Source organism: Anaerolinea thermolimosa, assembly GCF_001050195.2.
Lineage (GTDB): Bacteria > Chloroflexota > Anaerolineae > Anaerolineales > Anaerolineaceae > Anaerolinea > Anaerolinea thermolimosa.
This window is the reverse complement of sequence record NZ_DF967965.1, coordinates 3,021,356-3,046,697: the sequence shown is the minus strand read 5'-3', so window position 1 is coordinate 3,046,697 and position 25,342 is coordinate 3,021,356. Positions and strand designations below refer to the sequence as shown.

Below are 25,342 nucleotides of genomic sequence, written 5' to 3'. Positions count from 1 at the left end.
CCGGTTCCATTTCATTATAGCCCCAGGATTTAATGAATTCTATACCCGTTTTTTACGCAGGTTTTCTGGATGGAAAAGGGGGGCCTGCTATACTCCCACCTGGATGATGTTTTCTGCGGGTAATTTGATGCAGGCCGGGTAAACACCGGCGAAGGGGAAGGCATGAGTTTTCGGCAATTATGGAATGAATCTGCCCCGTTACTCACCTGGGTCGTGGCCGGAGAGGCCCGCCGCACAGGGTTCACCCTGCGCGCCCTGAGCAACTGTTTGGTGCGACTGGGCAGGATGGATCAGGTGAAGGTTGTGGCGGTGTTCGATGAAAACGGAGATCCATCGCCGACGGGGGGCGAGGATTTACCCCCGGGCTGGGTAGAGGCATTCCAGCGGGTTACCGTTGATCGGCAAAGCCTGGTCGGGCACCCTTTGCGGGAGTTATTCCCGCTGGCGGCTGCCTGGGAGGCGGGCATGGAAGCTGCCACAGGTGCGTTTGTGGCTTTGCTGGAGGGCGGCAGTTATCTTCCTGAAGAAGACCTTGAGAGGCTCTTCGCTCTTCTGGAAGGCAGGCGGCCGGCTGTGTTCTCGCCTGCAGAGAGCTGGATGGTGCTGAGTCGGCGATGGCTTCCGCATGAATTTCTGGCCTGTGGTGCCAGCCCGGCAGAAGTGGAATCTTTTCTGGCCTGCCAGCGAGGAAGCACTGCGGGGGAACGCCTTCACCCGGGCCTGGCGTTTCCGGCGGGAGGAATGATCTTCAGCAGAGCCCTCTACGAGCACATCCGGGCCACAGAAGGAGAAGCAACCCTGGCTCGAGCGGCACTGCGCGTGCCCTGGTTCGACCTTTCGGGTCTGGGCATTCAGGGGTGGGTTCTGGAATCCACCCCTTCTCTTCCGGCAGAACGCTTGCCTGCTTCGATGGTGCGAGACAGTACCACGTGGCGTCAACAGCGCTTGATGGGGTTGACACTGTCCCAAATTGAGGCGGAGCTTTCGGCGCAGACCCTGCGGGAAGAAGTGCTTGTGGCCTTTCAGGGTGCGGCACAGCACCGGAAGAGTCTTTCTGAGATGTTTGAACCGGTTATCGCATTTTACCAGCGGGTTGTAGACCAGGAAATGCCCCGTTACTGGGACTGGCTGACCGCGGTCCGCTGGTATAGCGCCGGATTTTTCCCGCTATCCTGTCTGGTCTGGAGTGAGCGATGTGCCGAACCGCTTACCCAGGTGGCCTCGGCGTGCCGCCCGGTGAAGCTGGTAGTGGTCCAAGATTGGAAAGCTGCTGGAAGAAGGGGAAGCCTGCTCACTCCGGCGCACCTGGCAGGGGTACTGGATGCCTGCGGTCACCAGGGGCACACCCGTTTTATAGATGCTCCCCCGCAGGAGGGAATCAGCGAGTGTTTTAAAACAGAGTTGCCTGTGGACCTGGCAATTCTTCAGCCAGAGACGAATGACCTTGCTTCAATCGTTACCACGCTGAGCGCCATTGTTCCCTATCTTGCCCCGGGAGGGGCGCTGGTGTTTCATCATTCCCGGCCGGAAATCTTTGCGGCAGTATGGGAACGGCTGTCGGAGCACTGGCCGGCGTTGCCGGGGCTGGTATGCGGATCTTCGGGCCTGCTTTTGAACGCGACCCTTGCCGGTGGAGAGACAGGGCTGCCTGATCCGGCTTTTGCCGAAGTGAAACGTCTGCTGAGTGGAGCATCGGCCTGCTTCGGCAGGGGCGCCCTGGACGAAGCGGAAACCCTGCTGGAGCAGGTTTTGATCTGGGCACCCGGAATGCCAGAAGCGGTCAAGGCTCTGGGGCATATCTATTTACAGACAGGCCGCTACGAGAAAGCCGTACAGAATTTTTATGAGGCGTTGATGGAGAACCCCGGTGATCTGGAAGTCCTCTTAATGATGGCGGGAATGTATCTTCAGGCGGGTGACCCGGAACAGGCACAGGGTTATGCGGAACGCGCCCTGGCTCTGGCTCCAGATAACCCGGTGGCGTTGCAAATGGTTCAGATGCTGGGGACGGCTGCCCCTCCGGCGAACTGAAGAATATGGAGAAAGTCATGTTGCCTGTTCTTTCGAAAACGACCCATGCTCAGCTGGCAGAGATTGATCGAGCCATTGAACTGGTTCAACGCGCGAATGGCTTGATGGAACAGGGGGCTTTTTCAGAAGCCGTGGTTCTGTTCGATCAAATCCTGGAGTCTTTCCCCGATCTGCCGGAGGTGAATCTTGCGGCGGCCAAGGCTTACTTCAGGCTCGGAGAGCGCCGCAAGGCGATGATTGGCTGTATCAACGAACTGGTCAACGACCCACAAAACGGACGGGCGTTAAACTTCCTCTATGAGATGCACCTTGCCCGTCTGGTCAGGGGGATTCGGTTGGAGTTTAATCGAAAAATTCCTCCAAAACGCTGGCCGTCTATTTCGCTGGTGATGATTGTCAAAAATGAAGAAGCGCACCTGGAGCGTTGCCTGGACTCGGTCAAAGACATGGTCAGTGAAATGATCATTGTTGATACCGGTTCTACTGACCGGACGGTGGAAATTGCCCGTGCGTACGGGGCGAAGGTCTATCATTTTGATTGGTGCGATGACTTTGCAGCCGCGCGTAATGAATCGCTGAAACATGCTACCGGAGAGTGGTTGTTAATGATGGATGCCGATAACTGGCTGGAACCTGAGGATAAAAACCAGCTTCTCTGGGCGGCGGCAAGCGGCAAAGCGGATGTGTACCTGTGCAAACAGCTGGACTGGAACACTGAGACAACCTACCGCGGCAGTCCGCAGGCGCGTCTGTTCCGTAACCTCCCCGGGTTGTATTACCAGAGTGCCTTACACGAAAATATTCTTCCCTCGGCCAGGCAACTCGGTTTGACGATTGCTCTGACAGAGATCAAAATTCAGCACATAAAGTTTATTCTGGACGCTACAAAACTGCGGCAAAAGCGCGAGCGGAATTTGAATGTGCTTCGCAAAGCGCTTGAAAAAGCTCCGGATAACCTGGAATATCAGGTTCTGGTTGGAACGGCTCTGGACGAACTGGAGCAACACGAAGAAGCGTTTGCCACGCTGGAGCCTATCCTGCTTAACCTGCCTGACCATTATGTTCCTGATATTCACCTCCGGCAGGCGTATGTCATTGTGGCGAACGCCTATATTCGAAAGCTTGAGTTTGCCAAACTGGATCACCTTCTCCGACAGATGGTGGCCGATTTTCCCGATTCGGTCAGTGTTTGGGTGGGAGCGGGGTCGATGTACCTCAACGGGTTGGGCAGACCCGAGGTGGCGCTGGAATTTTTCGGCCATGCAGAGCGACTACCCTGTGAGGAAGAAGACCTGGAAAACCTGGGGACGAAAGACCTCGCTGCACTGCTCCTCCGTTTACGGGCGCGAGCTGCCCTGTATGCCGGGCAGGTTGACCGGGCACGGGAACTTCTTGTTCATGGCTGGAAAAGTGGGCGGCGTTTCTCTGCCGGTTGGCGTGAGAAGATGCAGGCCCTGCTGGCGGATGGGAAGTATCACGAGGTGCTCAATCTACTCAGCCCGGTGCCCCTCGATCCCGATGCTCTCAAACTGGCGGGGCAGGCGGCGATGGGAACACAACAATGGGGGGATGCGGCGGCTTACCTGGCGATGGCAGCCGTTCTGAGTGCGCCTGATCAGGTGAGCTGGAAAGACCTGGCCATCTGCGAATTCAAGAGCGGTTCTCCGGCCTGCTGTTTACGAGCCTGCCAGCTGGGATTGGAAGTTCACCCTGATCATCCCGATTTGCTGGCCCAGGCGGGTGCAGCTGCCTGGCAGCTCAAAGATGTGGGAGAGGCTTTCCGCTGGTTTGTCCATGCCGTGGTGGTTCATCCCCAGGATACGCTTGCGCAGAAAAATCTTGAAAAGGCAGCTTCAGAGATTGGAATGACATCCACCGAGGCGGTTCGAAAACAGGCATTGATCTGGACACGAGACCGCGAGTATCGGCTGGCTTACCTCGCCTGGGAGCAGGTGGTTGCCTGTAATCCGATGGATCAACAGGCGGTTCAGCTTCATACCATGCTGCGTTCTCTGGCATAAAACCTTTACGCCTTTTTTATACCGGTTGCATTAAAAGAACTCAAGATTTCCGGTTTTTATCCGATGATGCTATCAAGAACGTTAAAAACAGAACCAAGCAGATGGAGGTGTGTCAAACCAGTTTACGGGTGAAGAAACCCAAAGCCCTCGGCGGCGGTACTGACCTGGAGCTCGGGGCGGTACCCGGACGGAGAAAGAGCTCGTGGAAAGAGGAAGTGAAAAAGGTACAGCAAGATAGACGAAGGGGAAGGAACCCCGGAGAAGACAAACAAGGAGGTTTGAAATGGCAGAGATAGACGTAACCCGGATTGCGGGGAACATTGGCGCGATGAACGCGCTGAATTCGTTGAACTACATCAACAAGCAACTGGCGGTGCACCAGACGCGGCTGGCGACGGGGAAACGGATCAACTCAGCGGCAGACGATCCGGCAGGGCTGACGATTGCGACGAAGATGCAGTCGCGGTCGGAGGGGTTGAAGACGGCGCTGGCGAACATTGCCGATGCGAAGAACCTGCTGGCGGTCGCCGAATCGGGGCTGGGGCGCATCAACGACATTCTGGTGCAGATGCGCAACAAGGTGCAGGCCGGTGGCTCAGACACCATGGGCTCAGAAGAGCGCAAAGCCATTAGCGATCAGGTGACGGCGTACCTAGCGCAGATCGATGACCTGGTTTCACAGACCAAGTGGAATGGCACCACCCTTATCGGCGGCAGCGCCCTGGTCTTCCAGACGGGTGCCGATTCTTCTGATGTGGTAACCATGTCGGCAATTGCCACAGTCAATTCGGCCGGGCTGACCTTGAGCGCCTCTTCGCTCAACACCACCGATAGTGCCACTTTCCGCACCTTCATGGCTTCTATTGAGTCGGCGATGTCGCTGGTCAACGCTGAGCTGGCGAAGGTAGGGGCGTTGACGGGTCGGTTGAGCTTCAAGGAAGATCAGGTAGCGGCGGCGCAGATCAATGTAGAAGCGGCGTACAACCGGATCATGAATGCGAACATGGCGGAAGAGCAGGTGAACGCGAGCAAGTATCAAATTCTGCAGCAGACAGCGACGGCGATGCTGGCGCAGGCCAACGCTGCTCCGCAGTTCTTGCTCTCCCTCTTCCGGTAAACTTCTGGTGTTTGAAACCCAGCAGGGGAAGCTTTTCAGGGCTTCCCCTGTTTGATTTAATCTGCCGTTCACGGCAGATTCATGCCACATTTACAGCCGCTGATGAGGAAGATGGGGATAATAAGGCCGCTGTGCGGTTTGGCGCCCGGCGTATCCTATGGGCGAGGTTTGAGATGGCGCTGGATGTGACTATTTTTGTGGCATTTCATCAGCCTGATCTCTTCAAGGATTGGGATGTTTGTGAGAGAGTACCCCTGGGAGGGAGTGAAACGGCCGCTCTGCGGCTTGGCAGGGCATTGAAGAAACGGGGAGCACGGGTTCAAATTCTCACCGAAGCGGAGCAAATACCCTCCCACCGCTGTGATGTGTTCATCAGCCTGCGGAACTGGCACTGGTTTGGGGAAGGATTGCGTCCGGGGAAGATCAATTATCTGTGGTGCCAGGACGACGCCGATCAGCCCAATGTGACCCCCCTTGAAGACCGTGCGCTGGCTGAAAGGGTCTACGCGGCCTGTACGCGGGTGGTGATGCTTTCGCACTATCAGGAACGTCAGTGGATGGAACGATTGCATTTGCCGGTAGACAGGATTTTCCGTACGACAAACGGAATCCCCCGCCGCCTTTTTACCGCGTCCAAAGAGGATTTGTCCTCTCGCCTGCCGCGTGCCTATTATGCCTCTACGCCATACCGCGGGCTGTCACTGCTTGCCCGAACCTGGCCGGTGATCCATGACCTGGTTGCCGGGGCTGAATTGCACGTGTTCAGCTCGATGAAGGTGTATCGTCAGCAGGAACAGGCCGAGTACCTCCAGTTATATGAAGAACTGCGGCAGATGCCGGGGGTGATTTACCATGGCTCTGTGGGCCAGAAGGAACTCCGTGAGGCAGCCCAGCAGTGCCGGGTGCTGGCGTATCCGAATATCTTTCCGGAAACGAGTTGTATTGCCGCCATGGAAGCCATGGCGGCGGGATGTGTGGTGGCGGGAACGGCACTGGGAGCCTTGCCTGAAACTGCATGGCTCAACCCGTTGATTCCACCCACGGGGGATGCATGGCTGGCCGTCTGGGCGAGTGAGGTGGTACGGCTGTTGACCGATACCGATTACTATACAACGATTGCGGCGCGTAATCTGGTCATCTCCGAAAATTACGACTGGGATTTCATAGCCGGGCGGTGGATGAAGCAATTTTATTTGGATCTGGTGAGGGAAGCGGAGGGGTAACTCTTTGATGACTGCGCCTGGGGGATCTTCTTCTGGCAATCGGGTAGAGAAAGACTACCCGATTCTTTTTATGCTCTTTTTACGGATTTCCTCTCAAGCCGGGGGTATTTCAGCCGATAACTTTATCAGAACAGTTCAAAGGAGATGGAGGTTCACCCGACAACAGACGCGGACAGAAACCCAAAGCCCTCGGCGGCGGTACTGACCTGGAGCTCGGGGCGGTACCCGGACGGAGAAAGAGCTCGTGGAAAGAGGAAGTGAAAAAGGTACAGCAAGATAGACGAAGGGGAAGGAACCCCGGAGAAGACAAACAAGGAGGTTTGAAATGGCAGAGATAGACGTAACCCGGATTGCGGGGAACATTGGCGCGATGAACGCGCTGAATTCGTTGAACTACATCAACAAGCAACTGGCGGTGCACCAGACGCGGCTGGCGACGGGGAAGCGGATCAACTCAGCGGCAGACGATCCGGCAGGGCTGACGATTGCGACGAAGATGCAGTCGCGGTCGGAGGGGTTGAAGACGGCGCTGGCGAACATTGCCGATGCGAAGAACCTGCTGGCGGTCGCCGAGTCGGGTATGGGGCGCATCAACGACATTCTGGTGCAGATGCGCAACAAGGTGCAGGCCGGTGGTTCAGATACCATGGGTGCTGAGGAACGGCAGGCTATCAGCGATCAGGTGACGGCGTACCTAGCGCAGATCGATGACCTGGTTTCGCAGACCAAGTGGAATGGCACGGCTTTGATTGGTGGTAGTTCAGACCTGGTCTTCCAGACCGGGGCAGACTCGGGCGACAGTGTGACGATGACCGCCATCGCTAACCTGAACTCCACCGGTCTCTCGCTGAGCGCTTCTTCGCTCGACACAAGCTCCAGCGCTTCGTTCCGCACGTTCATGGCGGCCATTGAAACCGCCATGAGCAAGGTCAACGCTGAGCTGGCGAAGGTAGGGGCGTTGACGGGTCGGTTGAGCTTCAAGGAAGATCAGGTAGCGGCGGCGCAGATCAATGTAGAAGCGGCGTACAACCGGATCATGAATGCGAACATGGCGGAAGAGCAGGTGAACGCGAGCAAGTATCAAATTCTGCAGCAGACGGCGACGGCGATGCTGGCGCAGGCCAACGCTGCTCCGCAGTTCTTGCTCTCCCTCTTCCGATAGGCTTCTTTCGTCCGTCCGCCGAACGGTTTTCTGTGGGAGGCGCTTATCAGGAGCGCCTCCCATAAGGCATGAGGTGTAAGGAACGGGAAAGGCACAGGGGTTATATGGCTAACACTATCCGGCAGTTAGACACCGTATTCGTCAACCTGATCAACGATCTGATGACGTTGGAGCGCCAGCCCCTCCAGCGGTTGACGCAACGGCGCGATGAGATCCAGGTTCAAAAGGCCGTTTATAACGATCTGCGGAACCTGCTGGAAGATTTTCAGAATGCGGTGAAAGGGCTGAACAGCAGTTATCCCCTGTATGCCATGACCGAAGGACGTGCAGTAAAAGTAAGCAACACCACCGGCAATGCTACGGTACTCACAGCCTCTGCCGGGGCAAGCGCTGCACCGGGAACGTACGAAATTTCTGATATCACTCTGGCCAGGCAGCATCGTGTTTTCTCATCCCGGCAGGAATACACCAATCAGGCGCTCAATCTTACGGGGAGCTTTTATCTGGGCGGGGCGGCGACTGCTTCCGTGAGTGGAGCAACCGGGGGGGCGGTAACCGCGTTTGGCACATCGGCTGTAGAGAGCGGGCTCACTGAGCTGGGGACGGATAGTTATGCGGTAGAAACACGGCAGGATGGGCTGGGCGGCTGGCAGTTCCGTGTGGTTAATCGGGCTGGAGAGGCCGTAACGGTGAAGAAGACCGATGGAAGCGGAACCACCAGCGAGTGGCAGTCTATCCCGGTGGGCGGGGTGTTTGACACCGGACGTGGATTGACCATCACTTTTGGTTCAGATCCCCAGATGTATACCGAAGCCAGCCGGTCAGGCGGGGCGGCCCTGGCGAATTATACCGCCAGGGGGGCGTTGATCGAGGTCAACGCAGGAGATACCCTGATCGATGTGGTAACCAGGATCAACCGTGCGGCTTATGCTGAGGGGAACCGGGTGAGTGCATCGATCATTGATCGACAGCTTGTATTGACCAATGAGCGATCCGGCCAGAATTATCTCCTCCAGGCGAGCGATTCGAACGGAGGAATTTTACAGAGCCTGGGGCTGGTGGATGGCACGGGAAATTTCCTCAATCAACAGATGCCCACAGACGCTTCGATGAAGGTCAACGGTCTCCTGGTCACCCGTTCAGGGAACAGAGGCCTGAGCGACATCATTCATGGGCTGACGATTGATCTGGCCCCCGATGCTGAGGGAAAGAGCGCAACCCTGGAAGTGACTTCGGATGTCTCGGCGGCTCGGAAGGCCATTGAAGACATGCTTGGAAAGTACAACAAGCTGATGGATTACCTGAGCGCCAAAGTAACCAATCTGAAGCAAACCGATGGTACGTACAAGCGCGGGGCTCTGGCCGGTGATTACAGCATTGTGACCCTGCGAATGGAGCTGGCGCGCCAGTTTGGGGCTGCGGTGACCAATTCGGGGGCATTCGGAATGCTTGGAGAGGTCGGGATCAGTCTGGATGACTCCTTTAAGGCCTCGATCAGTGATGCTTGTATTGACCAATGAGCGATCCGGCCAGAATTATCTCCTCCAGGCGAGCGATTCGAACGGAGGAATTTTACAGAGCCTGGGGCTGGTGGATGGCACGGGAAATTTCCTCAATCAACAGATGCCCACAGACGCTTCGATGAAGGTCAACGGTCTCCTGGTCACCCGTTCAGGGAACAGAGGCCTGAGCGACATCATTCATGGGCTGACGATTGATCTGGCCCCCGATGCTGAGGGAAAGAGCGCAACCCTGGAAGTGACTTCGGATGTCTCGGCGGCTCGGAAGGCCATTGAAGACATGCTTGGAAAGTACAACAAGCTGATGGATTACCTGAGCGCCAAAGTAACCAATCTGAAGCAAACCGATGGTACGTACAAGCGCGGGGCTCTGGCCGGTGATTACAGCATTGTGACCCTGCGAATGGAGCTGGCGCGCCAGTTTGGGGCTGCGGTGACCAATTCGGGGGCATTCGGAATGCTTGGAGAGGTCGGGATCAGTCTGGATGACTCCTTTAAGGCCTCGATCAGTGATGCGGCCAAACTGGAGTCGCTCCTTCTGTCGAAGCGCAGTGATGTAACTGCGTTGTTCGATCAGCTCTCCACAAACCTTACCACCACCATTGGGCGGTTCACGGGGGCTTCAGGCTATATGGCGAGCGTTTCTTCTGCGCTGGACAGGCAGCTGGAGAGTGCAAAACAGCAAATTGACGCCATGAATTCTCGTCTGGCTACCCGTGAGGAGCAGTTATACCAGCAATATGGTGAGATCCAGGCCCAGCTTTTGACCATGACGTACATGCAACAGCAATTTCTCGCCATGTACGGGAATTACAATGTGTATAAATAGGTTCAGGTTGTGGTTTCGGTGAAGAAACGCAAGACTCCCATGTAAGGAGGCAGGGGAAAACGGATGAACGAATATACCATCACCCCCATTGTCCGAACGGAATCGGATACCGGCGCCGGGGCCCTTCAGACGGTGCGGCCCGGAGCAGGAGATGTAGCCCGCCAGCCGGAGCATGTGACCGGTCGTAGCGAACAACCGGCGAACTCGAAGAAGGAGGTTTCTCTCCCTCTCTCGACGACCGGTGAGGTTTTTTTGAAATTCCAGGTTAACAAAGAGACCAACGAGGTGACCGTCTATGTGGTCGATCGTACTTCCCGGCGGGTCCTGCGTACGATTCCACCGGAGGAAATGAGCAAATTACAGGCTGGCGATCTGCTCGAACTGCTGGCCTGAAATTAAGATGATTTTTACGCCGCCTGCCTCAAGATGTACGGTTAACGACCGAGAATAGCCATATCAAGAGCGATCAACGAAACACTGCACGGTTCGAGAGGAGAATTTCGATGTACCAGACACCTTACCGGAACCAGGAATACCGTCAACAGGATGTGATGGGGGCCAGCCCCATCCGGCTGGTGGTCATGGCCTATGACCTGGCCATACGCGCCTGTGAACAGCAGGATTTTGCCAGGGCCGTCAAGACGATCGGCGTATTGCGCGACGCACTCAATTTTGACTACCCGGAAGTTGCCACTGGACTGTTTCGCCTCTATCAGTGGTGCCTGGATTGCATCCGCAGTGGTGATTATCAGTCGGCGGCGCACACCCTGCGCGAACTCCGTGACGCCTGGAAGACCGCGGAGGCTCAACTATCCAGCCGCCCGGCAGTGACGGTAACCTCCATGAGCTATCAATCGGCAGGTGCTGCCGCCTGAACGGATGATGGTATAAATCGATTTTAGTGGTAGCTTTTACCGACGCATGCGCCGGTGCATTATGCACCGGCGCATTAAGATTCTTACGCGATTTTTATTGGAAGTTCATCTCGTCTTTACAGCCCCCCTTTTTTGAACATGATACTATCCCTGCAGGTACAGGAGTGACGTTATGAGCTTTTGGGACTCTTTACGAATCGGTGCTTCGGGATTGCTGGCTCAGCGGTTGCGGCTGGATGTGATTGCGAACAATATTGCCAATGCACAGACCACCCGCACGGCTGAGGGCGGTCCCTATCAACGTCAGGATGTGGTGTTTGCCGCCGAGGGCCGTCCTTCTTTCCTGCCAGCCTTTCTTGCGGCCAGACGCGGAGACCCGCAAACCGTGCAGGGCGGGGTACGTGTGGCACAGATCACCACCGATACCCAGCCGGGTGAGCGAATTTATGATCCGACTCACCCCGATGCGGATGCCAGTGGGTATGTGACTTATCCCAATGTCAATCCGGTTGTTGAGATGACCAATATGCTTTCGGCAACCCGTTCGTACGAAGCCAATCTGATGGTGATCGAGGCGGCGAAACGCATGGCCTTGAAAGCTCTGGATATTGCGAGGTAACGTGGTATGACTATCTCTCCGATTCCTCCCATCAACCTGACATCGGTGCAAGAGGCGGGTGCAGTAGCCAGGACTGCTACACCGGTTTCTGCCGCGAAAGAGCCCTTATCTTTTGAACAGGTTCTCTCGGCTCTCGATCAATCACAACAAAATGCTGACACGCTGGTGGAAAAACTTTCGCTGGGAGAGAATGTTGATTTGCACCAGGTGATGATCGGGCTGGAAGAAAATGACGTCAATTTCAGGGTGGCGCTGGCGATCCGGGACAGGCTCGTAGAAGCCTATCGTGAAATCATGCGTATGCAAATTTAAGAGGGGTAAGCCGGGATGTTCGCGTCACTGCAAACACAATTCTTGAATTACTGGAAAAAGACATCCAAATCCCAGCGGATTGTGACGATTACCCTTTTGCTGGCTGCCGCGATTCTCATCCCTACATTAATCCAGTGGGCAAATACACCCACCTACTCGGTGGCCTTCAGCGGCCTCAGCGAGGCGGATGCCGGGCAAATCGTCCAGAAGCTTGAAGAAAATGGCATTGATTATCGGCTCAGAGATAGCGGGACGATCCTGGTTCGCTCGGATAAGGTTTACGATGTGCGGTTGCGCATGGCGCGGGAGGGTCTACCCAAGTCGAGCACGGTGGGTTATGAGCTTTTCAGTCAGAACACTCTTGGAATGACCGAATTTACCCAGCGGGTTAATTATCAGCGTGCACTGGAAGGGGAACTGGAGCGCACCATTGGCAGTATTGAGTCGATTGAAAGCGTGCGGGTGCATGTGGTAACCCCGGAGAAGTCGCTCCTGGTCAGCGACCAGGCGCCCACCACGGCCTCGGTGACGCTCAAGGTCAAACCGGGGCGCAATATCGAGATGGCTCAGGTGCGGGCCATCACCCACCTGGTGGCCAGCAGTGTAGAAGGCCTGCAGCCCGAGAATGTGGTGGTGGTGGATACCGAGGGCAATATGCTTTCCAGCGGGGGGAACGACGACCTGGCCAATGCCGCCGCCCAGAGTGATAGCCAGCGTGCCGCTGAAGCCCAGGCCGCCGCTGAAGTGCGCAGACGGGTACAGTCGATGCTGGATAAAATCCTTGGCCCCAACCGCTCTACAGTTCAGGCGGCAGTGGCTATGGATTGGTCGCACCGTGAAGTGACGTCAAATACATTTGATCCGACGCCGGTGGCAGTACGCAGTTCTCAAAAGATCAATGAAAGCTACAACACCGATAGCGCAGTGAGCGGAGGTGTTCCCGGGGCGGCTTCGAACCTGCCCACGCCGGTGCCTCAGCTAACGGGGACTCCCCAGCCCGGTGTGATTTATTCGCGCAGTGAAGAAACGATTAACTATGAAATCAGCCAGGTGCAGTCGAAAGAAATCATCACCCCGGGCCGGATTTCACGGGTGAGCGTCTCGGTAATGGTGGATAACGTCACCGATGCCGGACAACTGGCAACCATCAAAGCAGCTGTGGCGGCGGCGGCAGGCATCGATGAGGCGCGGGGTGATCAGGTGGTGGTGGAGTCCATGGCTTTTGATCACACCTACGCTGAACAACAAAATGCTGAATATTCGAAGGCGGCGCAAACGGAATGGTACTTCCGCATCGGCAGTATTGCACTTGGGGTGATCGTATTGATCGGATTGCTGTGGTATTTCTCACGGCTGATGCGCAATCTGCGCCTTGCTTCTCGTGCGGCCTGGCAGCCCATCCTCAGGCCGGTGAGTGAAGTAGCGGCGCTGGCACAGCCCGGTACCGCCGCGATCGGGGCGGGAGCTGCCTCGCCTATGGCGCAAATCGAAGCTGGCCTGTCGCAATCTCAGGGCATGGGTGGACTTCCTGCAGGACAGCCCCGGCAGGTTACGCAGGCTGAACAGGATGTGCTGGTAGAAATTTCGAAACCGCGCGCCCGGCATACCACCAATCCCGAGGATGAGGAACGCGCCAAAGTCATCTCGAAACTGGCCGAGGAGAATCCGGCGACGGTGGCAGAGATCATTCAAATCTGGTTGAGTGAGGACGAGAAGCGCAATGGCTGATTCGATGAATGGGCCGGTGAGTGGCATTGATAAGGCCTGTGCAGTGTTGCTCGGTCTGGGGGTCGATTTATCCTCCAAGGTGCTGCAATATCTGACCGAGGCTGAAATTGAACGCGTGCTGCTGGCTTTGGGGCGCACAGGCCCCATTCCTCCCGAAGTGCGGTCGGCGGCCCTTGAAGAAGCCTGCGAGTTCAGTGCAGCCGATAACACCCTGCGTGGGGGCGGGGTGGAGTACAGCCGGCAACTTCTGGCGCGGGCGGTAGGGCCAAGGCGCGGGGCCGAGATCCTCGAGCGCATCTCGGTGCACCAGCAGATGTCGTCCTTTGAAATGTTGCGCAACGCCAATCCGCAGGAAGTGGCCGCCTTACTGCAGGATGAGATGCCTCAGACGATTGCCCTGGTACTCTCTTACCTTGAGGCAAAGGTAGCGGCTGATATCCTTACCAACATGCCCAAAGAACTGCAAATCGAGGTCACCCTGCGTCTGGCAATGATGGACCGGGTTTCACCGCAGGTGGTGCAGGTGGTGGAACGCAACTTGAAAAACAAGCTTTCACGGGTGATCAGCGAAGCTGATTTTCGTGCCACGGGTGGGGTTTCTTTTCTGGTCAAGATGCTCAACCAGGTAGACCGGGGGGTGCAGAAGACGATTTTTGAAGCGCTGGAAACGACCAATCCCAAACTGGTGGAAGAGATCCGCGCCAATATGTTCACGTTTGACGATCTGGCCAAGCTGGATGATCGCGCTATCCAGCGTGTATTGCGAGATATCAACAAGGCCGACCTGGCGATGGCCCTTAAAGCGGCGCCTGAACGGCTTAAGGAGAAAATTTACAGCAACCTTTCCGAACGGGCGCGCGAAAACCTGAAGGAAGAGATCGAAATCCTCGGGCCGCAGCTGGCGAAAAACGTGTATGCCGCCCAGCGCAAGATTGTGGATGCGGTACGCGCTCTGGAAGAGGCGGGGGAGATTGTAATCGGCGGCGGAGGAGAATATGAGATCATCCAGTAGGGTGATTCGCAGGGCGGCAGGAGATGAAATGCAGGCCTGGGAGCCATTGGACCTGAACGGGCCTTCGGGTTCTGAACAGGAAGTGCAGGTGGAGGAGATTCTCGCCCTCTTTTGTGGGCCGCGGCGTGTACAGACCGCCGGGGGTGTGCTCTACCCGGCGTCGCTGGAGCCGCAGGTGAGCGTTTGGACCCCCGAGGAACTGGTCCAGACTTTGCCTTTTGAGGTGATGGATTGGGAGCCAGACACGGAAGAAGCTGGCCGCCCCGATCTGGAAGAAAGATCACCCCTGTCGCTTACCAGTGAGGCGGATGCCCAGAATGAAATTCTGGAGATGCTTGGCCAGGCACGTGCGCGGGCTGAAGAAATCATCCTCCAGGCAGAGCGATTGGCAGACGAACGGATGGCACAGGCTCAGGCAGAGATTCAACAGGCGGTGGAGGAAGGATACCGCAGGGGACAGGAACAGGCAATGGCTGAGGCACGCTCAGCCATTGAATCGGCCAGAGCGACGGTAGAGGAGGTGAATGAATGGCGTGTCCGAATGCTGGCGCAAAGCGAGCCTCTGGTGGTTGAACTGGTGCGTCAGATTGCCCGTTCCATGTTTGGAAACGGCTTAGAACTGGATAGCCATCTTTTACAGGCCAACCTGGAACGGGCGATGGAAAATGCCCGTTCACTGGGAGATCTGACCCTGTACCTTAACCCGGCAGACTCAGAGAAGCTGGAAGCGGCCTGGCGTGAAAACCAGGAATTACGCACCGGAAACCGGATTCAGATTATCCCCTCAGCCGGAATTAAACCGGGCGGTTGTTACATCCAGGGTGCCATGGGGAGCGTGGATGCCCGGATAGAAACCCAGCTCGATGCTGTGCTGAAGGTCTTTGATGAGCAGGACGAACCGGTAGAGGAAGGCCATTAATGGATACACAACTCCCTGATCTGACACGCTTTATGACGCGTCTGGCACATCTGAACCCGGTGGTTGTCTCCGGGCGAGTGGTACAGGTGATTGGCCTGACGGTGGAGGTCATTGGCTTGAACTGTCAGATCGGTGAGGTTTGCGAAATTCACACCGGAGAGGCCCGCCCTTTGCTGGCTGAGGTGATCGGGTTTCGCAATGATCGGCTGCTGTTGATGCCTCTGGGTGGACTGGAGGGGATTAAGCCAGACAGTACGGTTATCCCGGTTTCTAAAGCTTTCAAGGCGCCTGTGGGGCATTCTCTGCTGGGGCGTGTGCTCGATGGGCTCGGTCAGCCGATAGATGGCGGTGGCCCTCTGGAAGCTGTGGAGTGGGCCTCCACAAATCGTCCTGCACCTCATCCGTTTCGCCGGCCGCCTGTGGTCGATCCACTGGTGACGGGTGTGCGCGTGATCGATGGGATGCTGACCTGTGGTAAGGGTCAACGTATGGGGATTTTTGCCGGGTCTGGGGTTGGAAAGTCCACCCTGCTTGGGTCGATTGCCCGGAATGCTCGCAGTGATGTGTCGGTGATTGCGTTGATCGGGGAACGCGGGCGGGAGGTTCGTGAATTCCTGGAGCGCGACCTGGGTGAAGAGGGCCTGAGAAACTCGGTGGTGGTGGTCTCTACATCCGACCAGCCTGCTCTGGTTCGGCTCAAAGCGGCCTCGGTGGCGATGACCATTGCCGAATACTTCCGGGATTGCGGCATGGATGTGACGTTTATGATGGACTCGGTGACCCGTTATGCCATGGCTCAACGCGAAATTGGCCTGTCCATTGGTGAACCGCCTGCCAGCAAGGGGTATACCCCTTCGGTCTTCGCCATGCTGCCGCGCCTGCTTGAACGCGCCGGGCGCAGTGAACGAGGCTCGATTACCGGCTTCTTTACCGTGCTGGTTGAAGGAGATGACTTCAATGAACCTATCTGTGATGCTGTACGTGGCATTCTGGATGGGCACATCATCCTCAGCCGCACCCTGGCGGCGCGCAATCACTACCCGGCGATCGATGTGCTAAACAGCGTCAGCCGTGTGATGCCGGCTCTGGTCAGCAAAGAACACCTGGGGCTGGCGGCCAATGCGCGGAAACACCTGGCCACCTACGAAAAGGCACGTGACCTGATCAATATTGGTGCCTATGTAACCGGTACAGACCCGAATATTGATCTGGCCATTCAGGTGATGCCCAATCTGACCGCATTCTTACAGCAGGGTCGAGATGAGGTCAGTTCTATGGAAGAAACCCTGGATTTTCTGCGCTTCGCGAACGGGGTGGATGGAGCCGAAGGGTGAAATTTGGATAAGGAGAGATGTCTATGCCTCCTGCTTTCAGTTTACAAAGTGTGCTGGATGTCAGACATAACCGGGTAGAGGCTCTGGAAATTGAGCTGGGGCGATTGCTTGCCATGCAGTTGAACGCTCAAAACCTGCTTGCCGGACTGTGTGAAACGCAAAAGGGGCTAATGAACCAGCTGGTTGAGGCCCAGCAAGGGGAGATAGACCTTTTCAAGATTCGAGTCTTGCACGACGATCTTCGCGTTGTGGGAGAGCGCATGGAAACGGTCAAGGAGGAATTATCCCGGCTGGAAATGCAGATCGAAAAAAAGCGTAGAGATCTGGTGGCTGCCCGGCAGGAGGAAGAAACCTTGCAGATTCTTCGGAGAAAACGCCTGGAGGCTTACCAGGCTGAACAGGCCAGGGTGGAAATGGCCTTCCAGGATGATCTTTATATCGCGCAGGCGTTCCGTCAGCGTTATCAGGAGATTTAAATGCCCATAAACGATGCTATTTTTACAGGTCAATTTAACGCGGTGATTACCCGGCTCACCTTTGAGCTGATGCAACGCCTGCTGGAAAAGGTGTCGCAGGGTGAAGAAAATCGTCCATCTGCACTTGCAAAGGCCAGGGCCTCTGGCGACAGCTCTTCCACCAGAACGCCTCAGGCCAGCGGCGATTTTGCCAGCCTGATCCAGCAGGCGGCAGAGAAATATGGCGTGAATCCGGTGCTGGTTCAGGCGGTGATTAAGGCGGAATCGAACTTCAACCCAAGGGCAACCTCATCTGCCGGGGCGATGGGGCTGATGCAGCTCATGCCGGGAACCGCGCGCGGATTGGGCGTTGCTGATCCGTACGACCCGGCTCAGAACATCGATGGCGGAGTGCGCTTTCTGAGCGGTTTGCTCAGGCGTTATCAGGGTGATGTTCGTCTGGCACTGGCGGCCTATAATGCGGGGCCGGGGGCAGTTGACCGGTATCAGGGGGTTCCGCCATATCGGGAAACTCAGGTGTACGTGCAACGGGTTCTGGGTTTGTACGAATCCTATAACGAATGGCAGAGGTGAAAGCATGGGCACTTCTTTTCTGGTTGATCAGGCGCTGGATGTGGCCAGGCGGGCTCTGGATGGCCTCAGTTTACGTCAGCAGGTCATCAGCCGCAACCTGGCCAATGTGGATACTCCTGGCTATCAGGCGCAACAGGTTGATTTCGAGAGCGCTCTGAAACGGGCTTTGAACAAGACGAAAAGCCTGCCCCTGACCACCACCAGCCATACTCATCTGGCCTCTCCCACATCCTCGATCGGTTACCAGGTGTCTGCACGTCCGGGAGGCAGTTTTCGGGCCGATCAGAACAATGTGGATATTGATGTAGAACTGACCGAAATGTCGGAGGCGGGGATTGCTTACCAGGCGATTACCCAGTCGGTCAGCAAAAAACTGCAATTGCTTAAGACGATTGCGAATTCGAGGTGATATATATGGTCGAAGTCTTTTGCATTCCGGCTCGCGCCTCTCCGGCTTCAGCCTCACCTCTCTCCAGTGCTCGATCGGCAAATCGCAGCGAGGAGACAGGAGAGGGGGGAAGCTTTGAGGAGGTGTTGAAGGCCAAAGAGAAGGAACAGGCCGAGGCTGAGGCGGTTTCTATCCCGGGCATTGTCCAGCCGCCGTTTCTGCCACAGGATTCCCCACCGGGGGAGATGCCGCCCGTGGTGGTAGATCCTTCTGGAGATGCTGGCATTGCGGTGGGGCAGAGGGTGGTTTTTCCGGCTACTGCCCCAATGGTGGCTGTGGATGACCTGCCAGCAAGAGATTCCTCAATAATGGGGAGTGGTGGTCTGGAGAGCGAAACCCCGCCTGACGGGGGAGTTTCCCCTTTGCCAGATCAGCCTGTGGATGCGGCCCCTCTTGAGGGGGAGGCCGCAGGTGAGGCCGAACCAGTCGCGACGGAAAAACCGGCGGTGCAGGTGGCGGATCAGTTTTCTCGGGCGATTGAAATGCTGGATGCCGATGGTGGTCAGCCCTCCGGGGGTCTGGCGGGGATGGCGTCGGGCACAGGTGAGGCAGGGAAGGGAACTGTCGAAGGGGCCGGGCCAGTGGTAAAGGCCTCAACCCAGGCTGTGACCCCCTCCCGGTCCGTAAAACCCGAAGAGCGCCTCAGAGAAGAAGCCCCGACCATCGATGGGGCAACCATGGCGCAGGTGCCCGGAAAACCTGTGACTGAAGGCCATTCTGCCAGATTTGAATCCAGCCCTGTTCAACCCTCGCTGGTTGAAAGTGTGCACCAGGTGGCGCGGGCTGTGGAGGCCTCTATCCAGAGTGGGAAGAATTTCATTCGTTTACAGCTTCACCCTCATGAACTCGGCGGGCTTGATGTGCGCCTGGTGAGCACAGCGCAGGGGGTGAGTGTCACGGTCTTTGCGGATCAGGCCAGCACCGGACGGCTGCTTGAAATGCAGATTGACCAGTTACGTCAGACCCTTGCCGATGCAGGGGTGCAGCTTGCTCATCTCGATGTTCACGCGCAGGCTCAACCAGGCCAGCAACAAAACTTCGCTCAGACGCCGCGCCGGTTTTTTTATGCACGCGGTGAATCCATGCGTGATGCGGAGATTTCGGGGGTGATCCCGGCAGTTTCTCCATCGGCTGGTCTGGGACATCGGGTGGACTATCAGGTTTAACAGAAAAGGAGGTCTGGATGCAGGTGCAATCTGTTACGGGTGCGTCTTCTTCGAGGAATGCGCAGCCTCTCCAGGGAAACCGGGCTGTGCTGGACGGCGATGTGTTCATGAAAATGCTGATGGCCCAGCTGACCCACCAAAACCCGCTTGAGCCGTTGAAGGATGCGGAAATGATGTCGCAGTTCACCCAGCTCAGTTCGGCGCAGGAATTGCAGTCGATGCGTACATTGCTCGATCAGATGGTCTCAGCGAACCGCGTAGGGTACGCTGCCAGCTTGATTGGGAAGACCGTAAGGCTCAACCGTGAGGATGGGACGCTACTGGAAGGAGTGGTCACTGGCGTGGCCGTGGAAAAGAACAAGGTGTACGTGCAGATAGGAAGTGAGAAAGCTCCCCTGGATCAGGTAGTAGAGATCAAAGGGAAATAAGTATGGGCGAACCTTTTCATGTTCAGCTTGAACGGGTGAATCAGCGTGAACCGCAATCTCAGCGGGCATCGGGAGGGCATCAGGCGGGCAATTCTCCGACCTTTGCGAAAGTGCTTTCACAGACCCAGCAGGTGCGGTTCTCCAACCATGCGCAACAACGGCTGGAAAAACGTCATCTGCAACTCAGCGAGGAGAACGTCTCGCGCCTGGCGGAGGCAATTGATAAAGCCGAAAAACGCGGCGGCAAGTCTTCGCTGGTGCTGGTGGATGATCTGGCGTTCATCGTGAATGTACGTGATCGTCTGGTGGTGACCGCTTTAGATGCCAGCCAGCGCGGCGAGGGTGTGTTCACCCAGATTGACAGTGTTGTGTTTGCCGATCCTTTGCAGTCGCGTTCGGGTGTCGACCTCAAAGGATAGAGATCGGAGTCTGTTTTTCAAAATCATTCATATCACAGGCCGGCCCTCCTGGAGGAAGCCTGTGCAAAACCGAAAGGAGATTCAATCATGTTACGCTCTATGTTTACTGCTATCAGCTCGCTCAACCTGCACCAGAGTTATCTGGATGTGGTGGCCAATAACCTTGCGAATGCCAATACCATTGGTTATAAAACCAGCCGGGTGCTTTTCCAGGATCAGTTTTATCAGATGCTCAACCCGGGGTCTGGCCCGGCTGCCAACCTGGGGGGAACCAATCCTACGCAGGTTGGGCTGGGCGTAAAGACGGGGTATATTTCTCCCATTTTTACCCAGGGAGCACTTCAGGCTACGGGGAGGAACCTTGATCTGGCCATTCAGGGAGACGGGTTCTTTGTGTATGATCAGGGTGCCCAGCGCCGGTATTCCCGTGAGGGATCGCTTACCCTCGACTCGGCAGGCATTCTGGTCAATGCCAGCACCGGTTTACGCGTGCAGGGGTGGATGGTGAATGCCTCGGGCGTGGTAGATACCAACCTTCCGCCCAATAATATTCAAATTCCCCAGAACCGTACCATTGCCCGTGCCACACAGAATGCTATCTTTGGCGGCAACCTCAGCGCAGATGCTCAGGTGGGTGATACGGTGGATACGACTATGGGTATTTATGACTCGCTGGGCCAGCTTCATACTGCGACGGTGACCTTCACCCGCACAGGCGACAGCACCTGGTCGTGGTCAGCTACCGCGCCGGCAGGAGCAGCGGGAAATGGCACCATTACATTTGATGCCAATGGCCATTACGCTTCCAGTACGGGATCGGTATTGACTGTGCCGGGGAGTGCCGGGGCGAACCCGATCAATGCAACGCTTGACCTGACCAGCCTGACCATGCTCTCTGCCCCTACCAGTACGGCGGTCACCAGCCAGGATGGCCTGGCCGCCGGCGATATCACGGATGTTTATATTACCCCCAATGACGGGGCCATCTTCCTGGTGTATTCCAACGGGATGAGAGAACAGGTGGGCCAGATTGCGGTGGCGCGATTTACCAACCCCGCCGGACTGATCCACACCGGCCATACCATGTTCCAGCAGGGGCTAAATTCAGGCGATCCACAGATCGGAGCGGCCAATTCCGCCGGGCGTGGGGCGATTGCCGCTGGTTACCTGGAAGGTTCCAATGTAGATATGGCCCAGGAATTTACCAACATGATCCTCGCTCAGCGGGGCTTTCAGGCTTCGTCACGGGTGATCACGACCTCGGATGAAATTATTCAGGAACTGGTCAACCTGAAACGGTAATTCTGATGCATGGGCGGGCAGGGTGTTCGCGCACCTCCCCTGCCCGCCCTGTATTGCTTAAGGGGCTTCTAAAAACGCTGGTATGGTGATACCCTCTCCTCCCCTGGCAGTTACCCCGCTTGACCCGGCGCAGCGATACGACCTGGCGTTCAAACCATTCACGCGGGTGACGGCTGAGATTCTCCATGTGAGTGATGTGCAGGCCGTGCTTTCAGTCGATGGGTACCCGATGGTAGCCCAGCTTACCTCTCCAGAACAGGCGGCCGCTTTGCGCGGCCAGAAAACTGCCCGGTTCATTGTATCGCAGGTGTCTCCTCAGGAGGTCACTCTGAAGCTGGTCTCCAGTGCTCCCCTGGCGGTAGACCCGGCCGGACAGGAACTGGCGGCCCATTTGCTCGGTCAGTTTGGTTTACCGGAAGACCCCGCTAACCTGATGCTGGCACGGGCGATTTTAAATCAGGGGCTGCAGGTTTCCGCCGATCTTTTCCGCGGTCTGCGGGCGGCTCTGGATGGACTCGGGGAGTGGGGAGAACCAGAGGCTGGTCTGGCGGCTGCGATGAGCGCGGTAGGGCTTCCGATTACCGCTGAAAGCTTGGCATTGCTGCTCCATCAGCAACGTTCACTGGCTGAAGAGGTGCCGGAACTGGTGACGCTGTTAAGGCAACTGCTTCAGGAGAAACAGATCGCCGGGCCGCTCAGGGAGATGCTGCTTTCATCACTGGAGTTTTTTGAGGAGGTCATCGTTCAGTGGGATGCGGCTCCGGCTGAGCTGGCGGCGCGCCTTGGACGGGCAGTGCAACTCCTTGGGTCTTCCATGGAGCATCATCTTGAAGCTCAGGTGAGTTCTGGTTCTCCCCTCTGGCCAGAAAAGAGCCTGATCACCCTGGGGCGTTTACAGGCACTCCTGGTCGAGAATGGTTTTGAAGAGGTTGCCGGGGCGATTAAGGCTTTCCTGGATGATCTGCGGCCGCTCCAGTTGCTAAACTCGGCCGAAAATGCACGCCAGGGAGAAACTCTGACCTTTTTACTGCACCTGCCTGGGGGAGAGAAGACCCCGGAGCGCTGGCTTGAGGCGCGCCTGCGTGTTACACGGCGGTCTGGTAAGGGGGTGGGTGCGGGGTGCCCCGGTTCAACCGGGCTCACCATTCAGGTGGATGTAGAACCCGGAAGGATGATGCAGGCGGAGTTGATGCTGGTGGAAAAAAGCATCCGGGCTGTGATTACCGTGCCGGGCGCAGAGCTTGTACCAAAGGCAGAGCAGGAACTGCCCTCACTTCAGGCCGGGCTGGAGCATCTGGGGTATATCTTTCAGGGGGGGCAGGTGATGGCGGGAACCCCTGAGAAAATGGGGCAATTGTCTGTGCCAACCCCGGCTTCGAAACCACTGCACGCTGTAGACCTGGAGGTGTAAGGTGGTTTACCGCAGGCTCAAAGTTAAGGAAAGTGCAACGGGCGAGAGAAAAGCGGGGAGATCGGCTCCATTGACTGCAACAGCCCTGCAGTATGATGCGATGCGCGATGCTGCTCCCCGGGTAGTGGCCAGTGGAAAACGAAAAATGGCCGAGCAAATTCTGGCTCTGGCTCGTCAGAACCATATCCCGATCCATGATGATCCTCTTCTGGCAGCGGCACTGGCGACCGTACATGTGGGGGAAGAAATCCCCCCGGAGCTGTATCAGGTGGTGGCTGAAGTGCTGGCTTATATCTATCGTGTGGCCGGGCGCTCTCCTGACCGGGATTCTCTATAACCAGTCCGGGTTTCCAGGGCGTTTTCACGCATTGTCCCAAGGTCTTCGAGCGGTGTGGCCCGCTTTGCGAGGCTTCAGGATGAGAGGCCGCGGTATTTTTGGAGGTTGACCGAGGCAATGTATGGCAGGTTGCGCCCTTTTTCGTCGATATCCAGGCCATAACCGACCACAAACTCGTCGGGGATGGAGAAGCCACAGTAATCGATATGAATGTTCTTTTTATGGCGGTCGGGTTTATCCAGCAGGGCGCAAATCCGCAGACTGCGCGGATTCCGGTCAAGGAGAATCTTACGCACGGTGTGGATGGTCAGGCCAGTGTCGATGATGTCATCCACCAGGATCACATCCCAGCCGGCGATGCTGGCTTTGTGGTCGTGATCAATGCGCACGAAACCGGAGCTCTCACTCCCTGAGTAGGAGGAGACCGACATGAAATCCATGGTCAGGGGGCGGTGGATGCGCCGCATCAGATCGGTAATGAACATGACGCTCCCCCGGAGCAGGCCGAGGAGCATCAGTTTTTCTGAGTCCTGATAATCTTCCGTGATCTCCATGCCCAGCTGGGTGACGCGTCTCTCGATCTGTTCAGGGGTGATCAGAACTTTATCGATAAAGTCATATCGGAAATTGGTAGGCAGCCCCATATCGGTCTCCTCTTACGCCTGTTGCATGTAGATGTGAATAGCCTTCCCGCCCGCTCCAAAGCGAATGCGGCCGGAATGCTGTATTTTTATCACACTTAGGCCTGGATGGGTATAGCTCAAGGGTGATAGCCTAGCGGGCAGGAGGTTCGACGGCCTCAGCCTGAAGGAACTTGTTTCCGGTTGGGGCGGGCAAGCGGGAAGCCCTGATGACCAGCGCAATCCCGACAAGATAAAAAACGATGTTCATCAGGAAGGGTAAATCGCGGTTAATCGAAGAGAGCAATCCTCCGATCCAGCCGAAGGGTGAGGTGAGTGCCACCTGAATCACCAGGAGCAATGCAAGGATCCGGGCGCGTTCCTCCGCGTCGACAGTCACAACAAGCATTCGGTCGATTTGCGTCCCAAGCACAGCGTAACTGCAGGTTTCGATCAAAACGGAAAGCAGTAGGAGGAGATAATTCTTCTCGGGAATGGTGATGAGCAACGCCTGAGCCAGGATATACCCTCCCAGACCCAGTAACATGGGGTTGCGGAAGTGCATGGAGCGAACCCGCGGAATGACGATGAAAAAGAAAATAAGCATGACCACTGAGCGGGCAAAGGGGTACAGAGCGATGTGATCAGCAGGGATGTGTAATTTTGCAGTCACCAGGATGGCCCAGAATGTGCCGTTTACCGTGGTAGCGATGCTCATGATCAGCATGATGCCAAGGGTGTAGAGCGTCTGCGGGGTGGCGAGGATCTGGCGCAATACCCTGCGATACTCCCCCAGCATGGACCACAGGCTCTGATCGCGAGTCTCTTGCATACGGATCATGCCCTGGCGGGTTTCGGTGACCATAGCATTCATAATGAGGAATTTAGCGGTCATCATCACGCAGGCGAAGAGGTACAAACCGCGCATGGTGGGCACCAGCCCGAATTTATTGATGAACACACCGGCCAGCGGAGCAAAGAAGACTGCCATCTGCCCGGCGATGTATATCCATGCGTAGATGTCTACCAGCAGGTCGGGGTCGGTGTCTTCGACCAGGACGCAACTCCAGGAATTGTGGGTTATACGCCAGAGAGAATTGATGATGGCGGCCACGACAAAGTAGGTAAAGTTCTGGGCGATGGCCCAGATGAAGGTGGGAACCGACCAGGAGAGGATATCGAAGATCAGGGTGGTGCGCTTCCGGCCCAGCTTATCGGTGATCACCCCACTGAGCAGAGAGAAGATGATTTGACCCACCAGGCCGATGCTGACGATGAGACCGATCTGGGAATCGGTGAGGTTGAAAGCCTGCATGTAAATCGAAATGTAAGGGGCGTACAGGTTGTAAGGAATGCCCCACAGGGGCTCGGTGAAGACTGCCCCGCGGGCATTGCCGGTCAGGTTTTTCAGTGTCAGAATAAGGGGATGGCTGGATAATTTCATAGATGTGACCGACCAC

26 protein-coding genes are annotated in these 25,342 nt (G+C 56.5%); 24 read left to right on the top strand and 2 right to left on the bottom strand.

Features of this window, described 5'->3' with window-relative positions:
• Positions 1-162: 162 nt before the first annotated feature.
• The 24 genes from ATHL_RS13665 to ATHL_RS13550 all read left to right on the top strand — a co-directional run bounded on the left by ATHL_RS13665 (position 163) and on the right by ATHL_RS13550 (position 23,262).
• On the top strand, positions 163-2,031 hold the full coding sequence (locus ATHL_RS13665; RefSeq protein ID WP_062194941.1) for a tetratricopeptide repeat protein: 1,869 nt from the start codon (positions 163-165) through the stop codon (positions 2,029-2,031).
• Positions 2,032-2,048: 17 nt separating this feature from the next.
• Positions 2,049-4,052: a glycosyltransferase gene (locus ATHL_RS13660; RefSeq protein WP_062194938.1), complete on the top strand. Its 2,004-nt coding sequence runs from the start codon at positions 2,049-2,051 to the stop codon at positions 4,050-4,052.
• Positions 4,053-4,335: 283 nt separating this feature from the next.
• Positions 4,336-5,169 (top strand): flagellin, encoded by an 834-nt coding sequence (locus ATHL_RS13655; RefSeq protein WP_062194936.1) that lies wholly within the window; start codon positions 4,336-4,338, stop codon positions 5,167-5,169.
• A gap of 11 nt (positions 5,170-5,180) precedes the next feature.
• Positions 5,181-6,392 (top strand): glycosyltransferase family 4 protein, encoded by a 1,212-nt coding sequence (locus ATHL_RS13650; protein WP_062194934.1) that lies wholly within the window; start codon positions 5,181-5,183, stop codon positions 6,390-6,392.
• A 325-nt stretch (positions 6,393-6,717) separates the two neighbouring features.
• Complete coding sequence (locus tag ATHL_RS13645) at positions 6,718-7,554, top strand: flagellin (protein ID WP_062194931.1); 837 nt, start codon at positions 6,718-6,720, stop codon at positions 7,552-7,554.
• A 104-nt stretch (positions 7,555-7,658) separates the two neighbouring features.
• Entirely contained in the window at positions 7,659-9,074 is a 1,416-nt protein-coding gene (gene fliD / locus ATHL_RS13640; RefSeq protein WP_062194928.1) for a flagellar filament capping protein FliD, read from the top strand.
• Positions 9,028-9,903 (top strand): flagellar filament capping protein FliD, encoded by an 876-nt coding sequence (fliD, locus tag ATHL_RS13635; RefSeq protein WP_084001451.1) that lies wholly within the window; start codon positions 9,028-9,030, stop codon positions 9,901-9,903. The genes fliD (ATHL_RS13640) and fliD (ATHL_RS13635) overlap by 47 nt, the downstream gene beginning before the upstream one ends.
• Before the next feature lie 63 nt (positions 9,904-9,966).
• Positions 9,967-10,296: a flagellar protein FlaG gene (locus ATHL_RS13630; protein ID WP_062194922.1), complete on the top strand. Its 330-nt coding sequence runs from the start codon at positions 9,967-9,969 to the stop codon at positions 10,294-10,296.
• Positions 10,297-10,406: 110 nt separating this feature from the next.
• Complete coding sequence (locus ATHL_RS13625; protein ID WP_062194913.1) at positions 10,407-10,778, top strand: flagellar export chaperone FliS; 372 nt, start codon at positions 10,407-10,409, stop codon at positions 10,776-10,778.
• A gap of 172 nt (positions 10,779-10,950) precedes the next feature.
• A complete protein-coding gene (flgC, locus tag ATHL_RS13620; RefSeq protein ID WP_062194911.1) occupies positions 10,951-11,397 on the top strand; it encodes a flagellar basal body rod protein FlgC in 447 nt (148 codons plus the stop codon).
• A gap of 6 nt (positions 11,398-11,403) precedes the next feature.
• Positions 11,404-11,709, top strand: coding sequence for a flagellar hook-basal body complex protein FliE (gene fliE, locus ATHL_RS13615; RefSeq protein WP_062194908.1), 306 nt, complete (start codon positions 11,404-11,406; stop codon positions 11,707-11,709).
• A gap of 15 nt (positions 11,710-11,724) precedes the next feature.
• The gene (fliF, locus tag ATHL_RS13610; RefSeq protein ID WP_062194906.1) at positions 11,725-13,437 is read left to right on the top strand and encodes a flagellar basal-body MS-ring/collar protein FliF; all 1,713 of its coding nucleotides are present in this window, start codon (positions 11,725-11,727) and stop codon (positions 13,435-13,437) included.
• On the top strand, positions 13,430-14,449 hold the full coding sequence (fliG, locus tag ATHL_RS13605; RefSeq protein WP_062194903.1) for a flagellar motor switch protein FliG: 1,020 nt from the start codon (positions 13,430-13,432) through the stop codon (positions 14,447-14,449). Before fliF ends, fliG begins: the two co-directional genes overlap by 8 nt.
• Positions 14,433-15,368 (top strand): FliH/SctL family protein, encoded by a 936-nt coding sequence (locus ATHL_RS13600; RefSeq protein WP_084001449.1) that lies wholly within the window; start codon positions 14,433-14,435, stop codon positions 15,366-15,368. The genes fliG and ATHL_RS13600 overlap by 17 nt, the downstream gene beginning before the upstream one ends.
• Positions 15,368-16,702, top strand: a complete 1,335-nt coding sequence (locus tag ATHL_RS13595) for a FliI/YscN family ATPase (protein WP_062194897.1) — start codon at positions 15,368-15,370, stop codon at positions 16,700-16,702. The genes ATHL_RS13600 and ATHL_RS13595 overlap by 1 nt, the downstream gene beginning before the upstream one ends.
• Positions 16,703-16,725: 23 nt before the next feature.
• Positions 16,726-17,178, top strand: coding sequence for a flagellar FliJ family protein (locus tag ATHL_RS13590; protein WP_062194893.1), 453 nt, complete (start codon positions 16,726-16,728; stop codon positions 17,176-17,178).
• Positions 17,179-17,751: a lytic transglycosylase domain-containing protein gene (locus tag ATHL_RS13585; RefSeq protein WP_084001445.1), complete on the top strand. Its 573-nt coding sequence runs from the start codon at positions 17,179-17,181 to the stop codon at positions 17,749-17,751.
• 4 nt (positions 17,752-17,755) lie between these two features.
• Entirely contained in the window at positions 17,756-18,160 is a 405-nt protein-coding gene (gene flgB, locus ATHL_RS13580; protein WP_062194891.1) for a flagellar basal body rod protein FlgB, read from the top strand.
• A 5-nt stretch (positions 18,161-18,165) separates the two neighbouring features.
• Complete coding sequence (locus tag ATHL_RS13575) at positions 18,166-19,365, top strand: flagellar hook-length control protein FliK (RefSeq protein WP_062194889.1); 1,200 nt, start codon at positions 18,166-18,168, stop codon at positions 19,363-19,365.
• Positions 19,366-19,382: 17 nt separating this feature from the next.
• On the top strand, positions 19,383-19,793 hold the full coding sequence (locus ATHL_RS13570; RefSeq protein WP_062194887.1) for a flagellar hook assembly protein FlgD: 411 nt from the start codon (positions 19,383-19,385) through the stop codon (positions 19,791-19,793).
• A 2-nt stretch (positions 19,794-19,795) separates the two neighbouring features.
• Positions 19,796-20,212, top strand: a complete 417-nt coding sequence (locus ATHL_RS13565; protein ID WP_062194885.1) for a TIGR02530 family flagellar biosynthesis protein — start codon at positions 19,796-19,798, stop codon at positions 20,210-20,212.
• 87 nt (positions 20,213-20,299) lie between these two features.
• Positions 20,300-21,514: a flagellar hook protein FlgE gene (locus ATHL_RS13560; protein ID WP_062194883.1), complete on the top strand. Its 1,215-nt coding sequence runs from the start codon at positions 20,300-20,302 to the stop codon at positions 21,512-21,514.
• An 82-nt stretch (positions 21,515-21,596) separates the two neighbouring features.
• The gene (locus ATHL_RS13555) at positions 21,597-22,925 is read left to right on the top strand and encodes a hypothetical protein (protein ID WP_062194878.1); all 1,329 of its coding nucleotides are present in this window, start codon (positions 21,597-21,599) and stop codon (positions 22,923-22,925) included.
• A 70-nt stretch (positions 22,926-22,995) separates the two neighbouring features.
• Positions 22,996-23,262 carry an EscU/YscU/HrcU family type III secretion system export apparatus switch protein gene (locus tag ATHL_RS13550; RefSeq protein WP_201797984.1) on the top strand — a complete coding sequence of 89 codons (267 nt, stop codon included), beginning with the start codon at positions 22,996-22,998 and terminating at the stop codon, positions 23,260-23,262.
• Between the two features lie 74 nt (positions 23,263-23,336).
• Here ATHL_RS13550 and hpt read toward each other — a convergent pair whose 3' ends face one another.
• Both hpt and ATHL_RS13540 read right to left on the bottom strand, forming a co-directional pair.
• Positions 23,337-23,906 (bottom strand): hypoxanthine phosphoribosyltransferase, encoded by a 570-nt coding sequence (hpt, locus tag ATHL_RS13545; RefSeq protein WP_062194876.1) that lies wholly within the window; start codon positions 23,904-23,906, stop codon positions 23,337-23,339.
• A gap of 130 nt (positions 23,907-24,036) precedes the next feature.
• Positions 24,037-25,326: an MFS transporter gene (locus ATHL_RS13540; RefSeq protein ID WP_062194873.1), complete on the bottom strand. Its 1,290-nt coding sequence runs from the start codon at positions 25,324-25,326 to the stop codon at positions 24,037-24,039.
• Between the last annotated feature and the right edge of the window lie 16 nt (positions 25,327-25,342).

What these genes read in the sequence shown, in the direction of transcription:
- ATHL_RS13665 (WP_062194941.1), top strand. Translation starts at nt 163, where the DNA reads ATGAGTTTTCGGCAATTATGGAATGAATCTGCCCCGTTACTCACCTGG.
- ATHL_RS13660 (WP_062194938.1), top strand. Translation starts at nt 2,049, where the DNA reads ATGTTGCCTGTTCTTTCGAAAACGACCCATGCTCAGCTGGCAGAGATT.
- ATHL_RS13655 (WP_062194936.1), top strand. Translation starts at nt 4,336, where the DNA reads ATGGCAGAGATAGACGTAACCCGGATTGCGGGGAACATTGGCGCGATG.
- ATHL_RS13645 (WP_062194931.1), top strand. Translation starts at nt 6,718, where the DNA reads ATGGCAGAGATAGACGTAACCCGGATTGCGGGGAACATTGGCGCGATG.
- fliD (WP_062194928.1), top strand. Translation starts at nt 7,659, where the DNA reads ATGGCTAACACTATCCGGCAGTTAGACACCGTATTCGTCAACCTGATC.
- fliD (WP_084001451.1), top strand. Translation starts at nt 9,028, where the DNA reads ATGACTCCTTTAAGGCCTCGATCAGTGATGCTTGTATTGACCAATGAG.
- ATHL_RS13630 (WP_062194922.1), top strand. Translation starts at nt 9,967, where the DNA reads ATGAACGAATATACCATCACCCCCATTGTCCGAACGGAATCGGATACC.
- ATHL_RS13625 (WP_062194913.1), top strand. Translation starts at nt 10,407, where the DNA reads ATGTACCAGACACCTTACCGGAACCAGGAATACCGTCAACAGGATGTG.
- flgC (WP_062194911.1), top strand. Translation starts at nt 10,951, where the DNA reads ATGAGCTTTTGGGACTCTTTACGAATCGGTGCTTCGGGATTGCTGGCT.
- fliE (WP_062194908.1), top strand. Translation starts at nt 11,404, where the DNA reads ATGACTATCTCTCCGATTCCTCCCATCAACCTGACATCGGTGCAAGAG.
- fliF (WP_062194906.1), top strand. Translation starts at nt 11,725, where the DNA reads ATGTTCGCGTCACTGCAAACACAATTCTTGAATTACTGGAAAAAGACA.
- fliG (WP_062194903.1), top strand. Translation starts at nt 13,430, where the DNA reads ATGGCTGATTCGATGAATGGGCCGGTGAGTGGCATTGATAAGGCCTGT.
- ATHL_RS13600 (WP_084001449.1), top strand. Translation starts at nt 14,433, where the DNA reads ATGAGATCATCCAGTAGGGTGATTCGCAGGGCGGCAGGAGATGAAATG.
- ATHL_RS13595 (WP_062194897.1), top strand. Translation starts at nt 15,368, where the DNA reads ATGGATACACAACTCCCTGATCTGACACGCTTTATGACGCGTCTGGCA.
- ATHL_RS13590 (WP_062194893.1), top strand. Translation starts at nt 16,726, where the DNA reads ATGCCTCCTGCTTTCAGTTTACAAAGTGTGCTGGATGTCAGACATAAC.
- ATHL_RS13585 (WP_084001445.1), top strand. Translation starts at nt 17,179, where the DNA reads ATGCCCATAAACGATGCTATTTTTACAGGTCAATTTAACGCGGTGATT.
- flgB (WP_062194891.1), top strand. Translation starts at nt 17,756, where the DNA reads ATGGGCACTTCTTTTCTGGTTGATCAGGCGCTGGATGTGGCCAGGCGG.
- ATHL_RS13575 (WP_062194889.1), top strand. Translation starts at nt 18,166, where the DNA reads ATGGTCGAAGTCTTTTGCATTCCGGCTCGCGCCTCTCCGGCTTCAGCC.
- ATHL_RS13570 (WP_062194887.1), top strand. Translation starts at nt 19,383, where the DNA reads ATGCAGGTGCAATCTGTTACGGGTGCGTCTTCTTCGAGGAATGCGCAG.
- ATHL_RS13565 (WP_062194885.1), top strand. Translation starts at nt 19,796, where the DNA reads ATGGGCGAACCTTTTCATGTTCAGCTTGAACGGGTGAATCAGCGTGAA.
- ATHL_RS13560 (WP_062194883.1), top strand. Translation starts at nt 20,300, where the DNA reads ATGTTACGCTCTATGTTTACTGCTATCAGCTCGCTCAACCTGCACCAG.
- ATHL_RS13555 (WP_062194878.1), top strand. Translation starts at nt 21,597, where the DNA reads ATGGTGATACCCTCTCCTCCCCTGGCAGTTACCCCGCTTGACCCGGCG.
- hpt (WP_062194876.1), bottom strand. Translation starts at nt 23,906, where the DNA reads ATGGGGCTGCCTACCAATTTCCGATATGACTTTATCGATAAAGTTCTG.
- ATHL_RS13540 (WP_062194873.1), bottom strand. Translation starts at nt 25,326, where the DNA reads ATGAAATTATCCAGCCATCCCCTTATTCTGACACTGAAAAACCTGACC.